Source organism: Couchioplanes caeruleus, from assembly GCF_003751945.1.
Taxonomy (GTDB): domain Bacteria; phylum Actinomycetota; class Actinomycetes; order Mycobacteriales; family Micromonosporaceae; genus Actinoplanes; species Actinoplanes caeruleus.
This window is the reverse complement of record NZ_RJKL01000001.1, coordinates 7,233,798-7,255,431: the sequence shown is the minus strand read 5'-3', so window position 1 is coordinate 7,255,431 and position 21,634 is coordinate 7,233,798. Positions and strand designations below refer to the sequence as shown.

Here is a 21,634-nt window from a genome sequence, read left to right as displayed (position 1 = left end):
CGACGACAGCAAGCCTGCCGGGGCCGTAGAATGACCGGTGGTGCTGGTTCGCCCCGCCGACAGCTTGGTGGGGCGTCGTAAGAGGGAACCCGGTGGAAGACCGGGACTGCCCCGCAGCGGTAAGCGGGAACGACCGCCGTCATTGAAGCACTGGACCCGCGAGGGTCTGGGAAGCGACGGCCAGTAGGCGACCACCATGGTCACGCCCGTGAGTCCGAAGACCTGCCAGCACTGCGCACACCGCCGGTGTGCGCCGCCGGCGGCTCCTCGGGAGGGCCTGGGCGGGAGTCGGTACCTCGCCGTACCCTGCCTTTCTCCTTCCCGTGCCCGCTGGGCTCTTCGAGGGAAGGACCCCCTGTGACCACCGCATTCGGGCAGAGCACCGTGCTCGGCTATCCCCGCATCGGCACCGACCGGGAATTGAAGAAGGCCGTCGAGGCGTACTGGGCGGGCACGATCGACGCCACCGCGCTGGAGAAGACCGCGGCCCGGCTACGCGCCGAGGTGTGGCTGGCACTGCGCAACGCCCGCCTCGACGGCATCCCATCCAACACGTTCTCCTACTACGACCACATGCTCGACACGGCCGTCGCCGTCGGCGCCATCCCCGACCGGTTCCGCCGACTGGGTCTATCCGAGCTGGACACCTACTTCGCGATGGCCCGCGGCGTCGATACCGAGCCGGCGCTGGAGCTGACGAAGTGGTTCACCACGAACTACCACTACCTCGTTCCCGAGATCGACGCCGACACTGTCTTCACCGCGAACCCCGGCAAGGCGCTGCGTGAGTACGCCGAGGCCCGCGCACTGGACGTCACGACCCGGCCGGTGCTGGTCGGCCCGGCCACGTTCCTGCTGCTGTCCAAGGGCGACGACCCGTTCGCCCGGCTGGACGACCTGGTCGACACCTACGCCCTGCTGCTGACCGCGCTGGGCGAGGCGGGCGTGACCTGGGTGCAGCTCGACGAGCCCGCCTACGCCGCCGACCGCACACCGGCTGAGATCCAGGCGCTGCGCCGCGCCTACACCCGCCTCGGACAGGTGGAACACCGGCCGCGGATCTTCGTCGCCACCTACTTCGGGGAACTCGGCGAGGCCCTGCCCGCCCTGCTCGACACCCCGGTCGAGGCGATCGGCCTGGATCTGGTCGCCGGGCCGGGCAACCTGCGGCGGCTCGCCGCCGTGGGTCCGCTGCGCGGCAAGACGATCGTCGCCGGGCTCGTCGACGGTCACAACGTGTGGCGCACCGACCTGCGCGCCGCCGTCACGGCCGGCGCGACCGTGGCTGGGCTCGCCGACAACGTCGCCGTGTCCACGTCGTGTTCGCTGCTGCACGTACCGATGGACCTGTCCACCGAAACCCACCTCGACCCGCAGCTGTACGAGCGGCTCGCGTTCGCCCGGCAGAAGGTCGACGAGGTCGTCCAGCTCGGCAAGGCCCTGCGCGACGGCACCGCGCACCTGCCCGAGCCGCTGCCGCCGCTGCCCCCGGCGTGGCGCCGCCACGACGTCCGCGCGCGGCTCGCCGCCCTCAGCGTGAGCGACCGGCAGCGCGGCGACTACGAGACGCGGGCCGCCCACCAGCAGCAGCGGCTGCGGCTGCCCGAGCTGCCAACCACCACCATCGGGTCGTTCCCGCAGACCGCCGAGGTGCGCCGGGCCCGCGCCGAGCTTCGGGCCGGGACCCTCGACGAGGCCGGCTACACCGCGCGGATGCACGCCGAGATCGCCCGGGTCATCCGGCTCCAGGAAGAACTCGGCCTGGACGTGCTCGTGCACGGCGAGCCCGAACGCAACGACATGGTGCAGTACTTCGGCGAGCAACTCGACGGGTTCGCCGCCACCGCACACGGCTGGGTGCAGTCCTACGGCTCACGCTGCGTCCGGCCACCGATCATCTACGGCGACGTCGCCCGTAAGACACCGATGACCGTGCAATGGTCCGCCTACGCACAGTCGCTGACCCTGAAGCCGGTCAAGGGAATGCTCACCGGCCCGGTCACCATCCTGGCCTGGTCGTTCGTGCGCACCGACCAGCCGTTGGCCGACACCGCCGACCAAGTGGCGCTCGCCCTGCGCGACGAATGCCACGACCTGCAGGCGGCAGGGATCACGGTCATCCAGGTCGACGAACCGGCCCTGCGCGAGACCCTGCCGCTGCGCACGGCCGACCAGAAGGCGTACCTGGACTGGGCGGTCGGCGCGTTCCGCCTCGCCACCTGCGGCGTCGGCGACGACACCCAGATCCACACCCACCTGTGCTACTCCGAGTTCGGCGAGGTCCTCACCGCCATCGACGCCCTCGACGCTGACGTCACCAGCATCGAGGCGTCACGCTCGAAGATGGAGGTGCTCGACGACCTGGCCGCCATCGGCTACCGGCGCGGCATCGGACCCGGCGTGTGGGACATCCACTCCCCCCGCGTGCCGTCGCAAGCCGAGGTGACCGGGGCCCTGCGCCGCGCCGTCGCGGCCGTACCGGCGCAGCGGCTCTGGGTCAACCCGGACTGCGGCCTCAAGACCCGCGGCTACGCCGAGGTCGAGGCCTCCCTGCGGCACCTCGTCGCCGCTGCCACCGAGGTACGCGCCCACTGACCCATCTCCCCAGCCGGGCGGGCTCCCTTCCCCTCTGGAGCCCGCCCGGTCTCCCCGTGCCTCGATCACGAGACGAGGTGCTGACCGGCCGTGGCCCGCCGCCACGGGGCGAGGGTCCGGCACGCGGTGGTCCACGCCGTCCCAAACGTTCCACCCACGGATCCGGGCGCGGCAATGTGAAGCCCGGAATTCGGTCCAAGGCGTGGCGGGGAGTGAGGGGTTGGGAGCGTCATCGGGCTCAACCGGTCGCTCCGCGGTCGCTCGGATGTTCCGTACCCCCACCGGACGCAGCCGGACGGCGAGCCAGATCACCGTGCCGCTCTGTCGGCCTTCAACGATCAGACACGAGCCCGAGACAGGGGACCCGCGCCGAGCGGGTCATCATCGAGGAGTATCGCGACACCTGCTTTCACTCCGACTCGCCGGTGTGCGGCAGATGTCACAGAGAGGCGATGGCCTCCTCTATCAGGCTGGAGGCTCGCCACAGGTCTGACTCCGGTGTCCACCGCAGAGTGATCTGCGCCGGACCATGCTTGATCGCCTCGAACCGGGTTCCTCGAGTGAGCATCACCTCCAGAGCCAGAGGAACGGGTTTTGCTCCCGCCATGAACCCGAGGTTCTCGCTGCGCAGCATCGAGGTCCTGCCCGACCGCGTTGACACGGAGATCGCCTCCTTGTCGGCCGCCATCAAGCCGTCTTTCCAGAATCGCTCGAGCATGGCCCGGGCGGGCGCACGGACGCCGATCGGACGCCCGTACGGAACGATCCGGGAGTCCGCACGGCGCACCACGCAAACATCGTCAGAAAGGAATCCCCAGCCTCTGACCAGGAGGGCCAGGAGCAAGGAAGACTTCCCCGCACCGCTTTCACCGCGGATCATGACGGCCTTTGCCTCAGTGCCGGGGCTGCAGGCTGCCGCGGCGTGGAGGCTGCGGTAGCCGCCCCGGAATCCCGGGAAACTCAGCGGCGGCAGCGGAGTCGGCCTGGAGGACTTCGCGAAGAAGCGGTCGTACAGCCGCCATCCGTCACCCTCATTCGCGTAGATGCGCTTCTCCAGCCCGGCATAGGTCAGCGCGCGCTGGAAGCTGCATCCACCAGAGTTCAGCAGTGCCACCTGCAGCCGGCACTGTGCCTCCCAGGTCGGTGTTCGCACGTGTGGGCGTAGGTAATACTCCAGCATCGAGTGGGTTCGATCGTCTCTGCAGACGTAGTCGACCCGGGTACCGAAGAAGTCGACGCTCAACCGCCGCGTTCGAGGGGTCACGTGGGTAGCTCCATGTCAGGCGATGTCGGAGGCGCTGCTCACCACGAGGCCGGGAATCAGCATCGTGCAGCCCGCATGGCCCTTCAAGGGCCAGACCCGATCGTTGGCGGTTCGGCAGGACGCCAGCAGGCCCTGAAGCGTTCCGGAGATCCCGATATTGCGCACGACTGATCCGAGCCGGCCATTCATGATGCGTCTGCCACTGAAGCCAAAGCTGAAGGCGCCCGTTGTCAAGTTGAAGCCGGAGAAGGGATCTGGTGCCGACATCACCATCACCCCGTCGGAGATACCGCTCCAGAAGTCCTCCGCAGGGGCTGGATCGGACTGCAGCCACAGAGCACGCGTGCCGGGCGTTGGCGGGCTCTTGTAACTATTGCGCACGGCCGTTCCGGCGACCAGCTTCCGCGTTACGGCGCCAGATCCGTACAGCCGCAGCGGCGCCGTCCGCACGCCTTCGGCATCGAACGGAAGGGCGCCGGCTGCCTCCGGATTCGTGCGATCCTCTACCAGCAGCAACGACGAGGGAACCGGGACCTCGCCTTCCGCACAAGACAGGAAGGAAGCTCGGCCAGTCGTATCTGCCGCCAAGGCGCGGCCGATGTGGCCGAGAATGACCGAGACGATCCGTGGCGAGAAGACCGCAACGGTCGGCCCTGAAGGCACCTGTCCCGCAGGGGCGTCGAAGAAGTCGAGCTCTTGACCGGCCATTCGTGCTACCGCATCCGGGCGCAGATCCTGCGCGGAACGCGCCTTCATGTACCCGTGACCGGTCTGATTCGAGGTGCTCTCGACATCACCGATGACGAGCACGTCGAGCGAACACTGACTGCGTGTCGCTGACGAAGTCAGACCCAGCGAGTTGACTACGGTGGTGCGCGAAATGCTGTCTTGATAGGAGCAGTAGTCCAATCCCACCACGTTGCGGAGACTTCTCACGGCACGTTCCTGCTCCAGCGCCATAGCTACCCGGTCATCGTCGGAGACGGACCTGAACCGCTCATCGAACAGCGATTCGTGGTCGATGATCCCGGAACCCGAAGGCACGGATCCTGCTCCTACCCTCGCACCGAGCTGCGCGTTGCGGCGAGCCAGCCGCAACGCTTCATCGACCGCCCCGACGCTCAAGGAGGTGGTCCACGCATAGCCGACCCGGCCGGCGTCGACCAGCCGTACGCCTACTCCTCGCTCCCCGGAGCGCCGGAAGCTTTCCACGCGCCCGTCCCTGACGCGGACCTCAGCGTTGTCCGTGTCGCTAATGAAGAACTCGATCGTCTCCCGTCCCGACGGCGCTGCCATGACCAGAGCGGCCAGAGCGGCGATGTGGTCGTCCCCGCCGAGACTAGCCACGAGCGCCGCCAGCGATCGTCATCTGACGCACCCGCAATGTCGGCTGGCCAGCGGTCACCGGCACCGATTGCCGGTCCTTGCCGCAGATTCCCGGCCACAGCGCGAAGTCATTCGCCACGGCGTCGATGCTTCGCAGCGTGGCAGGCCCGTTCCCCACCAGTTGGAAGGTCGTCAGCGGATGGGTCACCTCACCGCGCTCGATGAGATACCCCTCGGTCACAGCGAACGAGAACTCCCCGGTCACCGTGTTCACTGACCCGCCACCGAGCTGCGTGCAGTAGATGCCGTACTCGGTATCGCGGATCAGGCTTTCCGGAGAGTCCTTCCCGGGAAGCATGAAGGTGTTGTTCATCCGGGGCATCGGCAGATGGCGGTAATTCTCGCGCCGGGCGCTGCCGCCAGAATCGCCGCGGGCGCCTGGCCGGTGCCGCGCGTCGAGGAAGCCGACCAGGGCACCCTCGCGGATCAAGGTATGCCGGGACGTCGGTTCTCCCTCGTCGTCGAACAGCTGCGAGCCCCACGCGCTGTCAAGGCGGCCGTCATCGACCAGCGTCACCATCGGCGAGGCGACCGGGGAATCGAGAAGTCCCGCGTACCCGGATGCACCGCGGGCGACGAGATCGGCCTCCAGGCCGTGTCCGCATGCCTCGTGGAACAGCACTCCTCCAGCGCCGGCGGCGAAAACGACCGGCAGGTCACCGACCGGTGCCTCACGAGCGGTCAAGAGGCGCACCGAGCGTCGCGCGGCCGTGGTAGCTGCGTCGCACATCACCGGGAGGTCGAGCTGAGCGGAACCGCTGGTCCATCCGGGTGCCTCCATGGCCGTCTCGCGGCGCCCGTAGCCGGCCGCGGTCACCTCCACCACATAGCGATCGGATCGCGTCTCGTACGACGAGTGGGTGCCCGTCGAGTTCAGCACGGCCACTCGGCGCACGCTGGACAACACGGTCAAACCGACCCGGTCGACGGTGTCGCTGACGCCTCTAGCGGCCTCGCGAGCTGCCCGAAGCGTGTCCTTCAGGTCTACCGCATCGTACGACGGCACTCCAGTGATCAGATGTGCATGAGACGCCTGCCGACGAACGCCAAGGAGCATTCCGGCGCCACGGAGCCCGGCTGCACCGGCCGCGGCCGCGAACGTTCGCAGCAGCCCTTCATAAGTGACGTCAGCAGTATGGGCGAAGCCTGTACGCCCGTCGTGAACGACGCGGATTCCCGCGCCTATGTCACGACCACTGGAAACCTTGACGATCTGCTCGTCCCGGGCGCGGACGTCGTCCAGAAAGCGGTCTTCCAAGAAGACCTCGGCGAAGTCGCAACCGAAAGCGGTGGCGTGTTCGATGATCTGCGCCGCGGTGGATGTCTCCATCGCTATACCCCCAGCCTGACGGCATCTTGGTGAAGAGAGTTCCAAAACTGCAGAATGTCCCGCTTCTGTCGTTCCTGCGTCGCGGTACTGACGTGCAAGTCATGGCCGCAGTCGTACTCGACGAATCGGCATCTGTCCGGGCTGGCGCTCCTGGCGCGGTACTCGTCGAAAAGCGCCCGTTGGTCACCAGGCACACGACGGTCAAAACGTCCTGCCAGCAGCAACAGCGGCGGCAGGCCGTTGCAGCCAGCCAGCATCCGCAGGGGTTCGAACCGTGTTCTCCACATGGGATCGACTCGTTCCAGCACGGTCCCCCACCTCCACCCGCCCGGTTGTTCGACCAGCGACGACAACCGGGACACCGGAAAGCGCAGAATGACACCGGCAACCTTCGTCGGCACCTTGATCACCGCCAGGAGGGCACCGACCGCGTCGATACTGAATCCCTCGAGTACGAAGGACTCCTCCGAGGGGCGGGTTGTGAGGAAATCGACGTACATGTGAGGCACAAAGGTGCCGTCGCGGCCCGAACCGGACACGGATACGACGGCAACGCCGCGGCGTTGCAGATACGGCACGACGTCGCGATGGAAACTGTTGGTGTCCCGGGACGAGACGGTGCGCCGCGATGTCGCGACCGCATATTGGTGAAGCGGACCTTGCCTGCTGATGGTCGGCTTTCGGTAAGGCTCGGTAACGGCGCCCGCGGTGCCACCGTCTGTGAGCCAGGCCAGGGAGCGGCGGCCGTCGGCGCCGGACAGCTGGAAGACCTGAATCGGGCTGGTGTCGCTGGAGACCATCTGGCTGACGCCGACACCTGCATCGAATGTCATCCTCGGACGGGGAGGCTCGCCGGGACCGAACGCGACCGCTACGAGCCTGCGGCCACGCTTCACACCGACCAGCCCAGCCTCGGTCGCACCGAGCATGGCTACGTCCGGCACCGCTTGGACAAACTGCCACTTCCATCTGCCGGGAGTCAGACGCCACAATTCCGCTTCCGGCGTACCGGCTCGATTGAGAACGTAAAGGGCGCCTCGGAAACGGGCCATCGGAGCATCCGCCGGGACGGTCTCCTCCCAGAGCACATGTGAGGCACGCCCACCGATCGCACGGATCACGGTGACCGGCGTCGAGCCTATGGTGCAGCGGGTGACGACAGTGGTGTCCCCGAGGCCGATGATCGGCGAGGATCCGGCGAGCTGCTCGTCGGCTCGTAGCCGGCCGAGCATGCAGACGCCGGCGTTGCGGCACAGATAGATGCCACTGCTGGCATCTGCCGAGTCCGTCAGAGTCGTGCCGATAGCGAGGAAGCCTCGCCCACGTACGGCGACGACGGCGGGGAGATGGGACATCCGGAGATCCAACGCCCTGATGCCGACACCGCGGCCGTCGAAGGTGGCCAGGAGCGGAGTAGGCGTCTCTTCGCCGCGCACGGTCGGCAGCAGCAGGGCGCGACTGCCGGTGCTGTCCGGCACTGCAGTCATCACCCGGGCTGTGTCCGGGAGCCCGATCATGGCAATCGGCTCCAGCGAGCCGTCCGTCCGACATCGCCACCGTTGCAACGTCCGGCATGCCGCCCCGATGGTGGACGAGAGGAATACATCCCTTCCGGCGACGGATATTCCCGACGGTGCAAGCGGAGGCGTCACTTTCATATGTCGAAGGATGCCGATATCGCGTGGGCTGCCTGGCCCGGTGTGCGCTCACCAGCCGCCGGCACAAGGATGGTGTGAGCGGGAAGCATGGTGAGTGCCTCGGCCGACCGCCCCGGAGGGAAGCAGGGAGGTCCGCCGAGGTCGGCGGTGGGCACCGTCCGGATGTCGCGGCATTCAGGAGACAGTAGGACCAGTCCCTCCAGCGAACCTCGCAGGCCGTCGGTGGTGGTACAGAGCTGCTCCGGGCGCAGCAGCAGGACTCGTCCCGTCACCTCCGAGATCACCTCTCGTCGCTCGATCGTCTCGTTGGCCGAGCTTGCCTCGAAGTCCTCTCTTGCTCGCCCGCGTAATCCCACAGGGGAGCCGTAGCTCCACACCCTCGCCGAACGCGCATCAAGGACGAGTAGGTGGTCACTTACCAAGGACCACCCGAGCTCGGTACACATGTGCAGAGCTACCGACGTCTTGCCCGAGTAGTTGGGACCGAAGATGGCGACGCAGCGTCCGCCCTTCTCCACCACGGCGGCGTTGAGGACGACGAAGTTCTGGGCGAACTTCGGATGCACGAGGGGTGGAAGCGGTGCGGCGCTCCCGGACCAGCCGCGGAACGTCCGGCGAACCGTCTCTCCTGCGATACGTACGCTAAAACTCTTCTCCCGGCCGTCCTTGGCCAACACGGACCTGAAGAAGCCCGCCTCGTGCTCCGCCCGGAGCTCGACCGAGGCCTTGTCATCGGCGTGAATGCTCGGTTGCTGCATGACGTGCGGCCGGTAGAGGAATTCAAGATGCTTGCTGTCCGCCTGCGAGCACGTCGCTGTGATCTCCCAGCCGAAGAAGCCGAGGACCACCGTCGCCGTGCGGTCCGGCTCCGTCCCGTTCTGGTTCACACGGCCTCCAGATACCCGGCGTTCGTCAGCGCTCGGATGGCGCGGGCGTGTCCGGCAGGCACGGCGACGGCTGCTCCTGGCTCGTGTTGCTCCTCCCATCGGATCCTCGTCAACATGGCCCAACTCGCCGCGTCCAAACGCTGCAACGCCGCCGAACGATCGCGACGAACGAGGAAGTAGCCCAACGGCTCCAAGCCGTACAGCCGCACGTCGCGGGCGGAACGCACCGCTGTCGGACGGCCGTCTGCCGCGGCGGTCTGCCGGAGACCCTTGGCGGATTCTCCGGTCGCCTCATGACCGGGCTCGAGCCCGAGGACGGCGAGTCCCCAGGCGAGGAACTCGCTTCCCTCACGAGTGAAGAAGGCTGTCTCCGTCGCGAGCAACTCCGCCAGAGCCTGGGCCCGCTCTCGGGCGGAGCCTCGCCACCGTTCGCTACCAAGATCCGTCATCGAGTCGAGAGCCGCGTAGTGCACGTAGACGTGGAACGCCCCCAGCGCTCGTTCCACCACCCAGAGCCGATCCTTCTCGGCGGCCTTGTCGGCGTGCCATGGAGGCGCCACGTATCGACGACTCGCCCCCTCCTTGAGGAGAGCGGCGACCGTCATGATGTCGTAGTACTTGCAATGGACCGCTTCGTGGTACAGCAGGTCGGCCAGCTTGAGCGGATCCCGTAGGACCACGCGATTGATCAAAACGACCCCCGGCAGGGAGAACGCCGTGCAGCTCCCGACGGTACGAGGCGAGTCGAACACCGCGATGGCATGGACGTGGAGCAGGACGGCACGGGCAAGGACCGGTGCCCGGGACCAGAGTTCGTCGACGGCCGCAGCCAATGCTGCGTATTCCTCGTCGCTCACCGTGCCTAAGGCGGCGTTGGTCTCGTCCGGAAACTCCGCGATCCACCGGCTCTCGATCGGTGCCCAAAGGCTCGACTCGGAGCTCAGCACCACGTGGATGGGCACACCGCCACGGCCGGCGATGGCGGCCTCGCCGTCGGGCGTACCCTGCGCCAGCTGACTACATCGGTCAATCACCGCTGCAGTGCTCGGTGGCGCGACAGCGACCCGCGTCGAGGACGGAGCGACCAGCGCAGCGGCCATCCGTACCAGTGGGTCCTCGATGAAGCGTTCCGGCCACATGGCCACTCCCGCGCCGTAGTCCTCGCTGTCGAGGAGCACCGTGCGAGTGAGGAAGTTCCTTCGTCCCCTGACATGAGCCACGTCGCCGAATTGGAGGTGCCCCATCAAGCTCGTTACATTCACGACATTCGTATCCATCAGCTGACCTCTCCACTCACCAAGGGGGACCTGCGCGCCACGAATGACAACAACGCCGCCATGGACGCGGTGGCCAACAGGAATGCGGCCGTCGCGGCAACGTTCGAGGAGCCGTTGAGCGCGGACCGAAGTGCATCGAGTTCGTACGTCAAAGGGTTCACATACGCCATGGCGCGAACGACCGGCGGCATGACATCTGTGGGATAGAAGATAGGTGCGGTCAGCGCCAGCGGCAGCAGGGACAGCGTCGAAATCAGATCTCTCCGGGAGTACGACGACACGCCGAAAGCCAGGACAGCCCCTGTCATGCTCCAGAACACGCTGCCGGCGAGGGCTAGCGCAGTCACACTCCAGACGCTCGGCGTCACCTGCGTCGGGGCGAACAGTGCCAGCAGGCCGAGAAGGGCTGCCGCTTGGATCGCCATGAGAACGAGATTCGCAGCGACCAGACTTGCCAGATATGCGCCGGCACTGCGTCCATCCATCCGCGCGATGGCGTATACCCCCCACTTCCTGTCGTTCGCCACGTCCACGAGGGTCGCGATGCCGACGCGCAGGCTGACATAGCCCAGCATGCCGACATAACTGAACCGTAGGTATGAGTCACCGCCACCTTCGACAGTGACGACACCTCGCAGACTCGTGCAGAGAAACGCGAAGTAGATGAGGGGCTCGACAAGGCGACCGAGGTTGGAATTCCTCCAGTTCCACCAGCTCGCTGCATGGAAAGCGGTCAAATGCACGGCCACCGCAGCGAACGGCCGCCGAGGGGTGGGTGAGACCGTCGTCGTTTCAGACATTAGTTCCTTCACGTCAGATCACCGCTCTGGCCCCGGGTCGCCAGGTAGGCATCGCGCAACCCTGCCTTCTCGACGGTCAGACTTTCGAGATGCTCCGACGCCGTGAGGGCGCCCAACACCGCTGGCAACATCCGAGCAGAGAAGATGGGGATGGAAACGATGCGCCCCTCCTGCGACGGACAGGGCGCGCCATCGATCTTGGCGATGGAGGCAACCACCTGGTCGACGGCGTGCTCGCTGACGGTCGCGATCACTGTAGTCGGCGCGATGTCGATCTGAGACACGTATTCCGCGGTGTGGCCGTCATAGACGCAGCGTCCTTCCGAAATCTCCACGACCCGGTTCGCTACTGTCTCCAGCGCCCCAAGATCGTGACTCGAGATAAGAACGGCAGTCCGACTCTTCCGCGTCAATTCCGCGAGGTACCGGTACACCCGATCAGTTCCCTCGGGGTCGAGCCCACTGGCCGGCTCGTCGAGGATCAGCACGGACGCCCGCGTGGCGATCGCACGTGCCACCTGAACCCGGCGAAGCTGACCGCCGGAGAGCAATTCCACCTGACGAGAAGCCACCCCTTTCAGATCCAGCAGCTCCATGACTTCGGCCGCCCGGCTGCGTGCCTGAGCCCCCGTGACTCCCAGCACGGCGAGCGGCAGGAGGATGTTCTGCCGCACGGTGAGGGACCAATCCACCAAATCGCGCTGAGGGCACCAACCAATGTACGGAACCATCCGGCCGCGAATGACCGAGCCTTCGGTCGGGCGGGTGAGCCCGGCGCACAGCGAGAGCATCGTGGATTTTCCGGCGCCGTTGGACCCGATCACACCGACGAAGTCGCCGCCGTTGATGTCGAGGTCGATGTCCCGCACGCCCCACGTGCCATTCTTGTACCTTTTTCCCACTGTCCGGGCGGCCAGCAAAGGTTCCAATGCCTGCTCCAATTCGTCGGTGGAGCAGGTCCTGGCCGCTCCAGCGGCCAGGACCGATTCACCGACTAGAACTCGTCATCCTCGACATCAACGGGCTGCAGGGTCGGCTGCGTGTGCCCGCCGCTGGCGAGAATGGCCTCCTCGATGGTCGGCTCGAAGTCTTCGGCCGGCCATGCCGGAGCGGTGTTCTCCGTCATCTTCTTCTCCTTTCGTCGGCGCAGGGATGCGCCGGACAGCAATGCCGCACTTGAGCGGTAGCACTCCGTGTAACGGAGCCGTCGAGAGTCGGTCGAGCGGCGAAAGAATGTGGCCACGAGGATCCCCGGCGCCTCTATGGACGCCGTCCTTTCAGCACGAAAAAGGACCGCCACCCCGCCTTCGGCAGATTAATGGCGGAAGAATCCTTACCAGAACCTGGAAGGTTAAAGCTTGACGTGCGGTCCGTCGCTGGTCCTTGCAAGCTGGACGGCCGGGCATGGTCGGCAGCGTCACCATCAGCCACCGCAGCAGCGCCTTCGCCGATGGTGCCGGGGTGGCGGCGGGGGCCTTGTACGTTGTGCCGCAGCCAGTGCGGAGTGAGGCCCGGTGCGATTGGCGCGGTCGGCCGCTGACCAGCCACGACGTTGCGGTCCAGTGCATCGCCGCGACCACGACCCGCAGCGGACTTTAGGTTCACGCCGAACTCGACACCGCCGCCTATCCACTGGGCATGGCCATCAGCATGGCCCAGCTCAAGAGCCTGCCGATCGAGCCCCACGCCGAACGCGTCACCTGGAACTACACCGACCATCCTCGCGACCGCGACACCGATCACGCACCGGGCCCGGCTGTCGGCACTGCTACCGAACGCCGTCAGACACTCGATCTGCTGGCCGACTCCCGTCTGACCGGGATGAACTGCGACGACCTGGCCCTGCTGGCTGCGAGGCTGACACCGAAACCGGGTGCGTTACGCGAGGAACGGCTGCACCGCTTACGCGGCGGCCCCGCCGCAAGGCAACCGCGGATCACAAACTTCCGGTGCTCTCCTCGAAGAACCAGGTTCTGTTGGCCGTTCTCTACTTGCGGCACGTGACCTCGCAGGGGCGTGTTGGCCGAGATGCTCGGACTCAACCAGCGCACCCCTCGGCACACCGATCAAGCACATCCGCCACCTCCTGCAAGAACACGGCGTGACCATCACTCCGACCACCCTGTGCTTCAGCACTGGCCAGCAGATCGAAGAGTTCCTTCGCATGGACACGCCGATCACCGCCCGCCAGCAGCTCACCCACGCGCTGGCCGAGCCACGGCTGACCAGCATGTCGCGCCCCGACCTCGACCAGTTCATCGATCGGCTGTCGGTGCGGCAAGCGGCACTGATCGAGCACCGCCGCCACCAGCAACGCGGCGGACCACGCCAGCCCGGCACCCGCGGAGGCGTCTTCCGGCAGAAGATCACCGACGCCGAAGAATGCTCGCCGCCGTGCTCTACGAACGCAAACTCGCCACCTGAAACGTTCTTGCCGCCGCCTTCGACGTCAGCCTCAGAACCCTCGACAACGCTCTCGCTGACGCACTGCCCGTGCTTCGCGAGAGCAACGTCGCTCTCGAACCGGCCGCCGACCGGTTCGACACCGCCGAGCAACTTCTCAACGCCATCGGCCGCCAGCCCCATCCGATACCGAACACGCCGACAACTTGATTCCTTACAAGCTCATCTGATCCGCAACACGTTCCGGCTCGCCGCCACCGAACACGCCACCAAGACCGACGCGGAGATCGCCGACGCCCGCAACGGCGGAGGCGGCACCATCCGACCCATCTCGAAGTAGCTCTCGTAGCGCTCTGTCATGTTCGGGTGGGTGACGGTGACAAGGCATCTGACGATACTGGTGTCGTGGGCTGATGGACACCGCCGAGGTGCGACAGCTCGGAACGGCAGGACAAAGCACAATTAGTGAGGGTCAGCTCGATCCGCTCCTCGACCTGACCACCCCCCTGCACCACCCCTGGGAGCGTCCGATGCGACTGATCATGTTCAACACCACCATGGGCGTGACCGCCGGGCTCGCCCTCCTGCTCGTCCCCCGCTTCTGGGCGGTCGTCCGCGGCGACCACCCACCGCTGCTCCTCGTCAGCCACCAGCGGGCCACCGGAGGATGGGCCGCGACCTTCGGCGGCGGACGCTCGACGACGACAGCCGATTTTCGTCCCGCATTGCGCGGATCAAACAGGCTCTGTGCTTCCAGGCGCTGTTAGTTCTCGAGCCTGCGTGCGTCGTGCTCGGGTGGGGTCGCCCGTTGTGGCGGTGCTGTGCGCGGCTGGGACGGCGCGGGTGTGAAGGTGGTTCGTCGCAGGGCGGCGCCGTACGTATCGGATTGCTTGATCATGATGTCATCTGCAGGGTCGGATGAGGGCCACGCCTGAATGAGGTAGTTCTCGATCGGCTCGAAGGCGACGAGGTCGGTGTGGAGGTCTCGTCCTTTGGCGTGGACTCGGACGCGGTGGTTTCCGGGACCGCGCACGGTGAGGGCGGGGAGTTCCGGAGGGCTGTCCATGAGTGCTCGGACGATGACCTCTCCGGTGTCGGCGTAGAGGTCGCCCTCACCGATCTCGTCCCAGTCGTCGAGGTTGATGTCGGTCGGGGACGCTGTTCGTGGCTCGACGGCGACGGTGACGAGGCCGCTGCTGGCGCCGACGTGGATGGTCATGCAGCCGGGGCTGAGGCTGAACAGGCCGTTGGCCGACATGGGCGTCGCAGCTGTAGCCGGTCGGTCGGGGGAAGGAGACCGGGCATGCCGTGTCTCCGTTACGGCGGCTGAGAGCGGCGTCGGTCAACCGGGTCGATGGTGGGCCGGCGGGGTAGAAGCCGCGCATGCGGGAGCTGTTGGCGTTCTGCATGTGCTGAATGAAGGCGGGGGCCCCGGTGGTGAGGACGTCCCATGGCGGGGCGTAGTCCGGGATGACGCAGCCAACGGCGCCTTCCGACCACGGCGCAATGTAACTCGTTGTCGCGCAGCTTCGTCGAGTCGTACACCGCGGCCAGATTGATGATCCTGCGGGTGCCCTTCACCCATGTACCCGGCTGGTCGCGGGCAAGTTGGGCGGTGCGGCAGATGTCCACGCACCCCACGAGGCGCTCGCCGCCGTGGCCCTCACCGGCGTCGGCGCACCAGACATCGGCGCTCGGCCGGGCGGCCCGTCCCAGCATCGGTTGGATTCACCCGGGCGGTGAGACATTCGCTGGTGGGGTGTGACGCCGGCGGGCTCGGCGACGCTTGACACCTATGAGATGACCAGACACATGTTCCGCCTCACCGCGCCCACGGCTCTTGTCCGGTCTCGCCGACCGGCCTGGGGGAGGCCGTGACGAGTCTGATGAGCGCCGTCGAACGGGCCCGCGGCGGCGACGAGCACGCGTTCGCCGAGCTGTACCGGGCGGTTCAACCCGGGATGCTGCGGTACCTGCGGGCGCTGGTCGGTGACGACGCCGAGGACGTGGCCGCCGACGCCTGGCTGCAGATCGCCCGGGACCTGCACTCGTTTCGCGGTGACGACGACGGGTTCCGCGGCTGGGCCGCCACCATCGGCCGGCACCGCGCGATGGATCACCTGCGTAAGCGGCGTCGCCGCCCGCAGCAGGCCGCCTGCGTCGACGAGCTGGTCGACCTGGCCGCCGGGCCGGACCCCGCGAACGCCGCAGTCGACGCGGTCAGTACCGACGCGGCGCTCGCGCTGATCGCCGCCCTGCCCCGCGACCAGGCCGAGGCGGTGCTGCTGCGTGTCGTCATGGGCCTCGACGCGGCGACCGCCGCCCGGGTGCTCGGCAAACGCGCCGGAGCAGTCCGCACCGCCGCCTACCGGGGACTGCGACGACTCGCCGACACCCTCGACAGCGCCGCCGGCCCGCCCGCCCCGGCAGGTCCGGCCATGCGCCGCGGCGACGGTGCCCGACCGACTCGGGGTGTGACATCCGGGTGCGGCTCGGCGCTGAAGGATCCGAGATGAACACACGCCGACACGCCATCGACCGGGCCACCGCCGAGCATCTGCTCAGCGGCGGCCCGGCGCGACGCGACACCGTCACCGAGCCCCTGGCCCGGCTCCTCGACGCCGCCACCGCACCCGCGCGGGCAGCCGAGCTGGCCGGCGAGGACACCGCGGTGGCCGCGTTCCGGCGCGTGCATCGCGAACCCGTTCCCCCACCCTGGAGACCCGACATGATCAAGACCGCGCTGGTCAAACTTGCCACCGCAAAGCTGCTCGCCGCCACGGCGGGTGCCGCCAGCATCGGCGGGATCGCCCTGGCCGCCGGCACCGGCTCCCTGCCCGACGCCGCGCAGGACGTCGCGCACAGCGCGTTCGACGCGCCCGCCCCGCACGCCGGCGCCTCCGCCCACCCGGACGCGTCCGCTGGCCCCGCCCCGCACGCCGCCGCCTCCGCCCGCCCGGACGCGTCCGCCACGGCTGGACGCGGCGAGGGCTCACCCTCACCGTCACTGACCGGCCTGTGCCAGGCCTACACCGCCCGCCCGGCCGGCGAGCGCGGCAAGGCCCTCGACAGCCCCGCCTTCACCGTCTTGGTCACCACGGCCGGCGGTCGCGACAAGGTCGACACCTACTGCGCCGCCCTATCCTCCGCCCACCCCGACGCCTCCTCGCGCCCCAGCGGCGGGCCGGACGGCAACGCCAGCCACCCGACCGGCGCGCCCGCCGGCCACGGCCGCCCAACGCAGGGATCAGCGGCCTCGCATGGCCCGACCGGTGGCCCCACCAGCCCCGGCCGCCCCAGCACCACGCCAAGCCACCGCTGACCCGACAACCGCCGTCCGGTTCGTCGCACCGTCGCGGGTCGGGCGGCGGTCTCGTCAACGTCTCTGACCAACAGCCACAGTGCGTCCCTGCCACTGTCACCGAGGGAGGCTCACGGGCTTCTGCATCCTCGGACAAGATCGCGGACACCCCCGCGCCAGACAGCCGCAAAGCCAAGGCGCGACTGGCAACCGATCTGCTCCCGAGCCGAACCGGATGTGCTACGGCAGAAGCGTGTCATGATCGGATGTCGTTGTCCCCCTCGCCGCACACCGTCACGACTCTGCTGGCCCTATAGCAACCGCGGTAACCGCAGCCGCGGTCGATACCGTCCTCGGATCTGAGGCGCCGGCCGCGGCAGCGGGTCCAAGCTGCATGGTCAGTCGGACCTCGCCCAGCGCCGTCCAGGACCAGTACATCGCCGTGCTCAAGGACTTCCCCCGAGACCCACAGCTGCGTCCTCCTCAACACGCGCCCTCGCGGCCGACGGATCGTGACCCACACTCGGCTTCCATCCGTGCAGGAATCGAGCGCACACAACAACTGCTGCTCGGCGAGAGCCGAGCGCGTGATACCGGCCGCCAAGGCCGACTTCGCCAACTGCGGCGCTCAACTGCCGTCAACTAGCGCGCTCAGTCACACCAACGAGACAGTGCCTCTAGCAGCAGTTATGCTGCCGTCTTAGAACATATGTACGGCTATGTGTTTTCGCGTCTTCCCCCGCGGTGTCGCTTCTGCGTGCCTGTCGGAGGAGGAGATCGATGCGCGCCGGTTCGTCGAATTCGCCGTCTGCGGGGTGGGGCGGTCCACGACGAGTAGCCGGGCGTGATGACGTCCAACGCGTCCTTGCGGACATCGCGAACGCCGGCGGGCACCGGACACCGCGGTGGCGCACCAGCTCGTGCAGACCGTCGACGAAGCGGCGCTGGAGGCGCCGGACGCCTCCAGAGTGCTGCCTGTTCTTCCGGAACTCGCCGCCGGGCCGCTTCCCTGGCCCGGCGGCATCCGTCGCGGCGCGACCGTGTCCGTGCGCGGTTCGACCTCCCTGGTGCTTGCCCTGCTCTCCGACGCGATGCGCCAGGGCGCCTGGGCGGCAGTGTGTGGCCTGCCGACGCTGGGTCTGCTCGCCGCCGAGCAGGACTACTACTTGGACTTGGCCAGGCTGGCGCTCGTCCCGTCGCCCGGCCCGGACTGGCCGTCCGTGGTGTCCGCCCTCATCGACGGGTTCGACGTCGTCGTGGTCGCCGCGCCAGGGCAGGTGACTGACGGCACCGCCCGGTCACTGATGGCCCGGGCGCGGCAGAAGGACTGCGTCCTGCTGCCGGTCGGGGCGCCGTGGCCAGGAAGCGACCTCGCCATCGAGGTCACCGCCCGGGCCTGGACCGGCCTCGGGGCCGGACGCGGCCGGCTGAAGCGGCAGCGTCTCACGGTGCGAGCCGCAGGGAAGGGGCGCGCTGCCCGGCCGCGGACCGCCGCGGTGACCCTGCCGCCCGAGTCGCTCAGCGGACCCGACCCGTACCAGGTGCAGGCGATTCCACCGCCGCACCCTGTGCAGCCCCCGCGGAGGAACGCCCTTCTCGACATCGACGAAGGCACGCAGAGGGCCGCGGAGGCGGGACGGCCGGCACTCCGGCCGGTAGACCCCTGGGCGGACCTCGTACCGCTCAACGCTCCACGGCGAAACACCATCCGGCGTACGCAGTGACCCGGGTCAGTCCGCGGACTGTCGGGCGCCCGGGTCCGGCGGTGAAGGTCGCCACTGTTCGACGTCGCCGGGGTCGAGGTCGGCGCGGATGCGCAGGTGCCGCACGGCATGGCGGAAACGTCCGTACTCGTACGCCTGGTCCACGACGATCTCGGCGACGAGCAGCGGCTCAACTTGCGCGTACGGTTGCGGCTCGCGCTGGTCTAGCTGGCCGATCCAGGCGGCGGGAAGCGGATTCGGCCACGGGTGTTCGCCGTCGGCTGCGGTCAGCAAACGCGCTGCTTCCTGCCGCTGGCTCAGTGCCAGCGGGACGGTCCGGCCCACGTACCGAAGGCGGCCACGGTCGAGGCGGCCGAGCAGCAATGCTCGGGGGTCGTCGGTGGCGCCGATGACCCCGCCGACGATCGCCTCGGTGGTCACGCGGCGCTTCACCTTCCACCACGCGCCAGCTCTTCCCGCGCGGTAGGGGGAGGCCAAGTCCTTCACGACCAGACCCTCGGCACCCGTGACGTGGTACTCGTCGAACCACGCGCGGGCGAGTTCTACGTCGGTGGTCTGCGGGCACAGCACCAGGGCAGGCGGCGCGTCAGCGAGCAGGGCTTCGAGGTGGGCGCGGCGTTCTCGCAGAGGTCGACCGGTCAGGTCCTCTCCGGCGGCGGCGAGGACGTCGAACAGCACCAAACTCGCCGGGCGACGCGCGATTTCGGCGGGTAGCCGACGCCCGGCGGTGATCCGGCCGAGTAGCGCCGAGAACGAGGTACGGCCGACCTGCGGGTCGAAGATGATCATTTCGCCGTCGACGACGGTGTCCGGCGGCAGTGCCGCTGCGACCGCCGCGGCGATCTCAGGAAAGTACGGCGTCAGGTCTTTGGCCTGGCGGCTTTGCAGGTAGACGCCGCCGGGCCGGGTGAAGGCGAGACATCGAAAGCCGTCGAATTTGATCTCGTAGCTGCACCCGCCGCGGCACATCCCGGGCTCGGGTAGCTCCGGTACGCCGACCGCCCGCATCGGCGCGATCGGCGGCCTGAGCACCCACCGACGCTAACGATCACTATCTGCGCGGCGGGCGGGAATGCGCGCTTGGCACCCGAGCGAGGCACTTGCCCGGCCGGCGCGGCCCGAACATGGCGGCGGCCCGGTAGGTGGGTGCGGATGACATCCATTGCCGCAGAACGGGTTGGTCGGCGACGGTTGGATCATGGCCGGGCCGCAGCTTCCAGTAAAAGCCAGCCTGGATGTCGATTTCGCGCGGGTGGCGTCGGTGGCGCGCCAGTATCGCCAGGTCTGCCGAGGTTTCGGCCTGTTCGCTGCCCACCAGTGAACGCACCGGCCCACCGCTCCGATTGAGGGACCGGAACGTGACCGGAGCCCTATCCGCTCGGCGTCGGCACGTCGCCCGGGAGCCTCGTCGTCTCGTCACGTCGAGCGTCGCGCAGGTCCGCGTCGTGCAGACTTGCGCCGCTCAGGTCCGTATCGCTGAGGTCCGCGAATCTCAAGTGCGCGCCGGTCAGGTTCGCGCCGTCCAGGTTCGCGCCGCGCAGGTACGCGCCAGTCAGGTACGCACCACGCAGGTCCGCGCGGCGCAGGTCCGCGCCGCGTAGGTTCACGTCGCTCAAATGCGCGCCGCGCAGGTCCGCGCCACGCAGTTGCGCGATGCCCAGGTCCGCACCGCGCAGATCCGCGTCGCTCAAATGCGCGCCAGTCAGGTTCGCGAAGCTCAGGTCCGCGTCGCTCAAATGCGCGCTAGTGAGGTTCGCGAAGCTCAGGTCCGTGAAGCTCAAGTGCGCGTCGCCCAGGTTTGCGTGGGGTAGTGAGAGCCACGTGTCGGGCAAGTCGAGACGCGAATTCGCCCGATCGTCAGGAGAGGGGCGGTGAGCCAGGACGACGAACGCGGCTCGCACATCGCCTGGTGAGGCGTTCGGCGGAGGGCTGGGCCGGTTCGTCTTCGCCGGCCGGGGGGCAGGGGCGTGATTGCGGATGAACGCGCACAGGACCTCGATGATGGACGGTTCATCGGCGGGCGAGTCGCGCATGAGCCGCTGCAATGAGTAGATGCCGCCGAGGCGGATAGACAGCTTGCCCGCACCCTCCTGGCCTAGTTGATCAACCGCTCGGGCGAACCGATCGGCGACCTGCTGCTGCACCGCGAGCTGTTGTTGCTGGACTGCGAGCCGCTGCTGTTCCCGGTTGGCCTGGTTGGTGTAGAACAACCCGGCCGCGACCAACAGCACCGACACGATGCCAGCAATCGACGTGACCGTGGTGTGCCAACTCGACCCAGCGGCGGAAGACGTCCCCCGGCCACGGCCCCCGCGTCGCCGCCGGTGGTCGTCGCCGAGCCTGCGCGGCCACCCGGCCATCGAGCCGCCTCGGCGCCGGCCAGACGCCCCCCACCCAACCGGTCTCCCGCTTGGACGAGCAGGCGCCGATCGTTGACGCCACCGAAGACGATCTTTAATGGGCATACCGCCTATTTCACCGTTCGGTGTCAAGCCAACGCATCCCGGGCCACCCCACTTGACCTGCGGCGGAGCGGGTGCGCGGTGCGAATGCCGGATCAGATTCGCTGAGACGGGATCAGGTAGGGATCGGATTCACGAGACACGGATCGGATCCAGTGAGACTTCACAGCCTTCACACCCACTGTGACCTGCACGTTCATGTTCGCCAGGAGGCGCGGGCGAACTACAGCCAGGTAGTTTTGATCAGCGCCGGGGGCTGGCTGTCGCCGCCACCGGCGACCGCCGGCACAGATCGGACACAACCCCGCCGGCCTCTCGACCGAACGCCGCCGCGCACCAACCGGCTGCGGCACCTGCGGCAACCAACCGCGGAGTGGAGCACCACCTCCGCCACCGCTCGTCTCGCGAGCGTAGAACCGGACCTACTCGATCTCGAGTTAGCAAAACGAAAACCGAGCACAAACCGGATGTGATGAATGAATCGGCGCTGAGTTCGTCACCGGAACTCGGGCGTCCGCGTGGTCCGATAGCTTGGGCTGATATTCGG

The 21,634-nt window shown here is 67.9% G+C and carries 20 protein-coding genes and 1 riboswitch; of the genes, 8 read left to right on the top strand and 12 right to left on the bottom strand.

Going from position 1 to position 21,634, the window contains the following annotated elements; all coding sequences use genetic code 11:
- Nucleotides 1–27 precede the first annotated feature (27 nt).
- Nucleotides 28–244, top strand: a riboswitch (cobalamin riboswitch).
- 113 nt (nt 245–357) lie between these two features.
- Entirely contained in the window at nt 358–2,595 is a 2,238-nt protein-coding gene (gene metE, locus EDD30_RS32740) for a 5-methyltetrahydropteroyltriglutamate--homocysteine S-methyltransferase (protein WP_071806420.1), read from the top strand.
- A gap of 439 nt (nt 2,596–3,034) precedes the next feature.
- On the opposite strand, the gene EDD30_RS32735 is transcribed toward metE, so the two are convergent.
- From EDD30_RS32735 to EDD30_RS41645, 9 genes are all read right to left on the bottom strand, one after another.
- Nucleotides 3,035–3,838: a hypothetical protein gene (locus tag EDD30_RS32735; protein ID WP_071806421.1), complete on the bottom strand. Its 804-nt coding sequence runs from the start codon at nt 3,836–3,838 to the stop codon at nt 3,035–3,037.
- 36 nt (nt 3,839–3,874) lie between these two features.
- A complete protein-coding gene (locus tag EDD30_RS32730; RefSeq protein ID WP_071806422.1) occupies nt 3,875–5,206 on the bottom strand; it encodes a TldD/PmbA family protein in 1,332 nt (443 codons plus the stop codon).
- The gene (locus EDD30_RS32725) at nt 5,199–6,575 is read right to left on the bottom strand and encodes a TldD/PmbA family protein (protein ID WP_071806423.1); all 1,377 of its coding nucleotides are present in this window, start codon (nt 6,573–6,575) and stop codon (nt 5,199–5,201) included. The genes EDD30_RS32730 and EDD30_RS32725 overlap by 8 nt, the downstream gene beginning before the upstream one ends.
- Nucleotides 6,576–6,577: 2 nt before the next feature.
- A complete protein-coding gene (locus tag EDD30_RS32720; RefSeq protein ID WP_143162749.1) occupies nt 6,578–8,062 on the bottom strand; it encodes a hypothetical protein in 1,485 nt (494 codons plus the stop codon).
- Nucleotides 8,063–8,229: 167 nt separating this feature from the next.
- A complete protein-coding gene (locus EDD30_RS32715) occupies nt 8,230–9,081 on the bottom strand; it encodes a hypothetical protein (RefSeq protein ID WP_143162750.1) in 852 nt (283 codons plus the stop codon).
- Nucleotides 9,082–9,116: 35 nt separating this feature from the next.
- Complete coding sequence (locus EDD30_RS32710) at nt 9,117–10,298, bottom strand: HEXXH motif-containing putative peptide modification protein (protein ID WP_170047362.1); 1,182 nt, start codon at nt 10,296–10,298, stop codon at nt 9,117–9,119.
- Between the two features lie 98 nt (nt 10,299–10,396).
- A complete protein-coding gene (locus EDD30_RS32705) occupies nt 10,397–11,209 on the bottom strand; it encodes an ABC transporter permease (protein WP_143162751.1) in 813 nt (270 codons plus the stop codon).
- A complete protein-coding gene (locus EDD30_RS32700; protein ID WP_170047364.1) occupies nt 11,206–12,126 on the bottom strand; it encodes an ABC transporter ATP-binding protein in 921 nt (306 codons plus the stop codon). Before EDD30_RS32700 ends, EDD30_RS32705 begins: the two co-directional genes overlap by 4 nt.
- Before the next feature lie 65 nt (nt 12,127–12,191).
- Nucleotides 12,192–12,323: a hypothetical protein gene (locus EDD30_RS41645; RefSeq protein ID WP_280526187.1), complete on the bottom strand. Its 132-nt coding sequence runs from the start codon at nt 12,321–12,323 to the stop codon at nt 12,192–12,194.
- A 512-nt stretch (nt 12,324–12,835) separates the two neighbouring features.
- On the opposite strand from EDD30_RS41645, the gene EDD30_RS42185 reads away from it, so the two are divergent.
- The 3 genes from EDD30_RS42185 to EDD30_RS32685 all read left to right on the top strand — a co-directional run bounded on the left by EDD30_RS42185 (nt 12,836) and on the right by EDD30_RS32685 (nt 14,367).
- A complete protein-coding gene (locus EDD30_RS42185) occupies nt 12,836–13,201 on the top strand; it encodes a hypothetical protein (RefSeq protein ID WP_143162752.1) in 366 nt (121 codons plus the stop codon).
- Nucleotides 13,202–13,298: 97 nt separating this feature from the next.
- Nucleotides 13,299–13,940 carry a hypothetical protein gene (locus EDD30_RS32690; RefSeq protein ID WP_071806430.1) on the top strand — a complete coding sequence of 214 codons (642 nt, stop codon included), beginning with the start codon at nt 13,299–13,301 and terminating at the stop codon, nt 13,938–13,940.
- A gap of 73 nt (nt 13,941–14,013) precedes the next feature.
- On the top strand, nt 14,014–14,367 hold the full coding sequence (locus EDD30_RS32685; protein WP_071806431.1) for a hypothetical protein: 354 nt from the start codon (nt 14,014–14,016) through the stop codon (nt 14,365–14,367).
- Here the strand turns inward: EDD30_RS32685 and EDD30_RS32680 are convergent.
- Nucleotides 14,364–14,858 (bottom strand): hypothetical protein, encoded by a 495-nt coding sequence (locus EDD30_RS32680; protein ID WP_071806432.1) that lies wholly within the window; start codon nt 14,856–14,858, stop codon nt 14,364–14,366. The two genes, EDD30_RS32685 and EDD30_RS32680, sit on opposite strands and share 4 nt — an antisense overlap.
- 616 nt (nt 14,859–15,474) lie before the next feature.
- Between EDD30_RS32680 and EDD30_RS32675 the strand changes: the two genes are divergently transcribed.
- From EDD30_RS32675 to EDD30_RS32665, 3 genes are all read left to right on the top strand, one after another.
- Entirely contained in the window at nt 15,475–16,116 is a 642-nt protein-coding gene (locus tag EDD30_RS32675) for an RNA polymerase sigma factor (protein WP_342353751.1), read from the top strand.
- Nucleotides 16,113–16,922: a hypothetical protein gene (locus tag EDD30_RS39490; protein WP_071806433.1), complete on the top strand. Its 810-nt coding sequence runs from the start codon at nt 16,113–16,115 to the stop codon at nt 16,920–16,922. The genes EDD30_RS32675 and EDD30_RS39490 overlap by 4 nt, the downstream gene beginning before the upstream one ends.
- An 884-nt stretch (nt 16,923–17,806) precedes the next feature.
- On the top strand, nt 17,807–18,625 hold the full coding sequence (locus EDD30_RS32665; RefSeq protein WP_071806434.1) for a hypothetical protein: 819 nt from the start codon (nt 17,807–17,809) through the stop codon (nt 18,623–18,625).
- Between the two features lie 6 nt (nt 18,626–18,631).
- On the opposite strand, the gene EDD30_RS32660 is transcribed toward EDD30_RS32665, so the two are convergent.
- Nucleotides 18,632–19,657 carry an ATP-dependent DNA ligase gene (locus tag EDD30_RS32660; RefSeq protein ID WP_211277835.1) on the bottom strand — a complete coding sequence of 342 codons (1,026 nt, stop codon included), beginning with the start codon at nt 19,655–19,657 and terminating at the stop codon, nt 18,632–18,634.
- A 166-nt stretch (nt 19,658–19,823) separates the two neighbouring features.
- Between EDD30_RS32660 and EDD30_RS41640 the strand changes: the two genes are divergently transcribed.
- A complete protein-coding gene (locus EDD30_RS41640; RefSeq protein ID WP_280526186.1) occupies nt 19,824–19,946 on the top strand; it encodes a hypothetical protein in 123 nt (40 codons plus the stop codon).
- A 49-nt stretch (nt 19,947–19,995) separates the two neighbouring features.
- Here the strand turns inward: EDD30_RS41640 and EDD30_RS32655 are convergent, their stop codons facing one another.
- Nucleotides 19,996–20,862: a pentapeptide repeat-containing protein gene (locus EDD30_RS32655; RefSeq protein ID WP_170208295.1), complete on the bottom strand. Its 867-nt coding sequence runs from the start codon at nt 20,860–20,862 to the stop codon at nt 19,996–19,998.
- Between the last annotated feature and the right edge of the window lie 772 nt (nt 20,863–21,634).

Coding starts and splice junctions, on each gene's coding strand:
- EDD30_RS39490 (WP_071806433.1), top strand. CDS start 16,113: ATGAACACACGCCGACACGCCATCGACCGGGCCACCGCCGAGCATCTG.
- EDD30_RS42185 (WP_143162752.1), top strand. CDS start 12,836: ATGGCCATCAGCATGGCCCAGCTCAAGAGCCTGCCGATCGAGCCCCAC.
- EDD30_RS32680 (WP_071806432.1), bottom strand. CDS start 14,858: ATGTCGGCCAACGGCCTGTTCAGCCTCAGCCCCGGCTGCATGACCATC.
- EDD30_RS32725 (WP_071806423.1), bottom strand. CDS start 6,575: ATGGAGACATCCACCGCGGCGCAGATCATCGAACACGCCACCGCTTTC.
- EDD30_RS32685 (WP_071806431.1), top strand. CDS start 14,014: ATGGACACCGCCGAGGTGCGACAGCTCGGAACGGCAGGACAAAGCACA.
- EDD30_RS32720 (WP_143162749.1), bottom strand. CDS start 8,062: ATGACTGCAGTGCCGGACAGCACCGGCAGTCGCGCCCTGCTGCTGCCG.
- EDD30_RS41640 (WP_280526186.1), top strand. CDS start 19,824: ATGGCCGGGCCGCAGCTTCCAGTAAAAGCCAGCCTGGATGTCGATTTC.
- EDD30_RS41645 (WP_280526187.1), bottom strand. CDS start 12,323: ATGACGGAGAACACCGCTCCGGCATGGCCGGCCGAAGACTTCGAGCCG.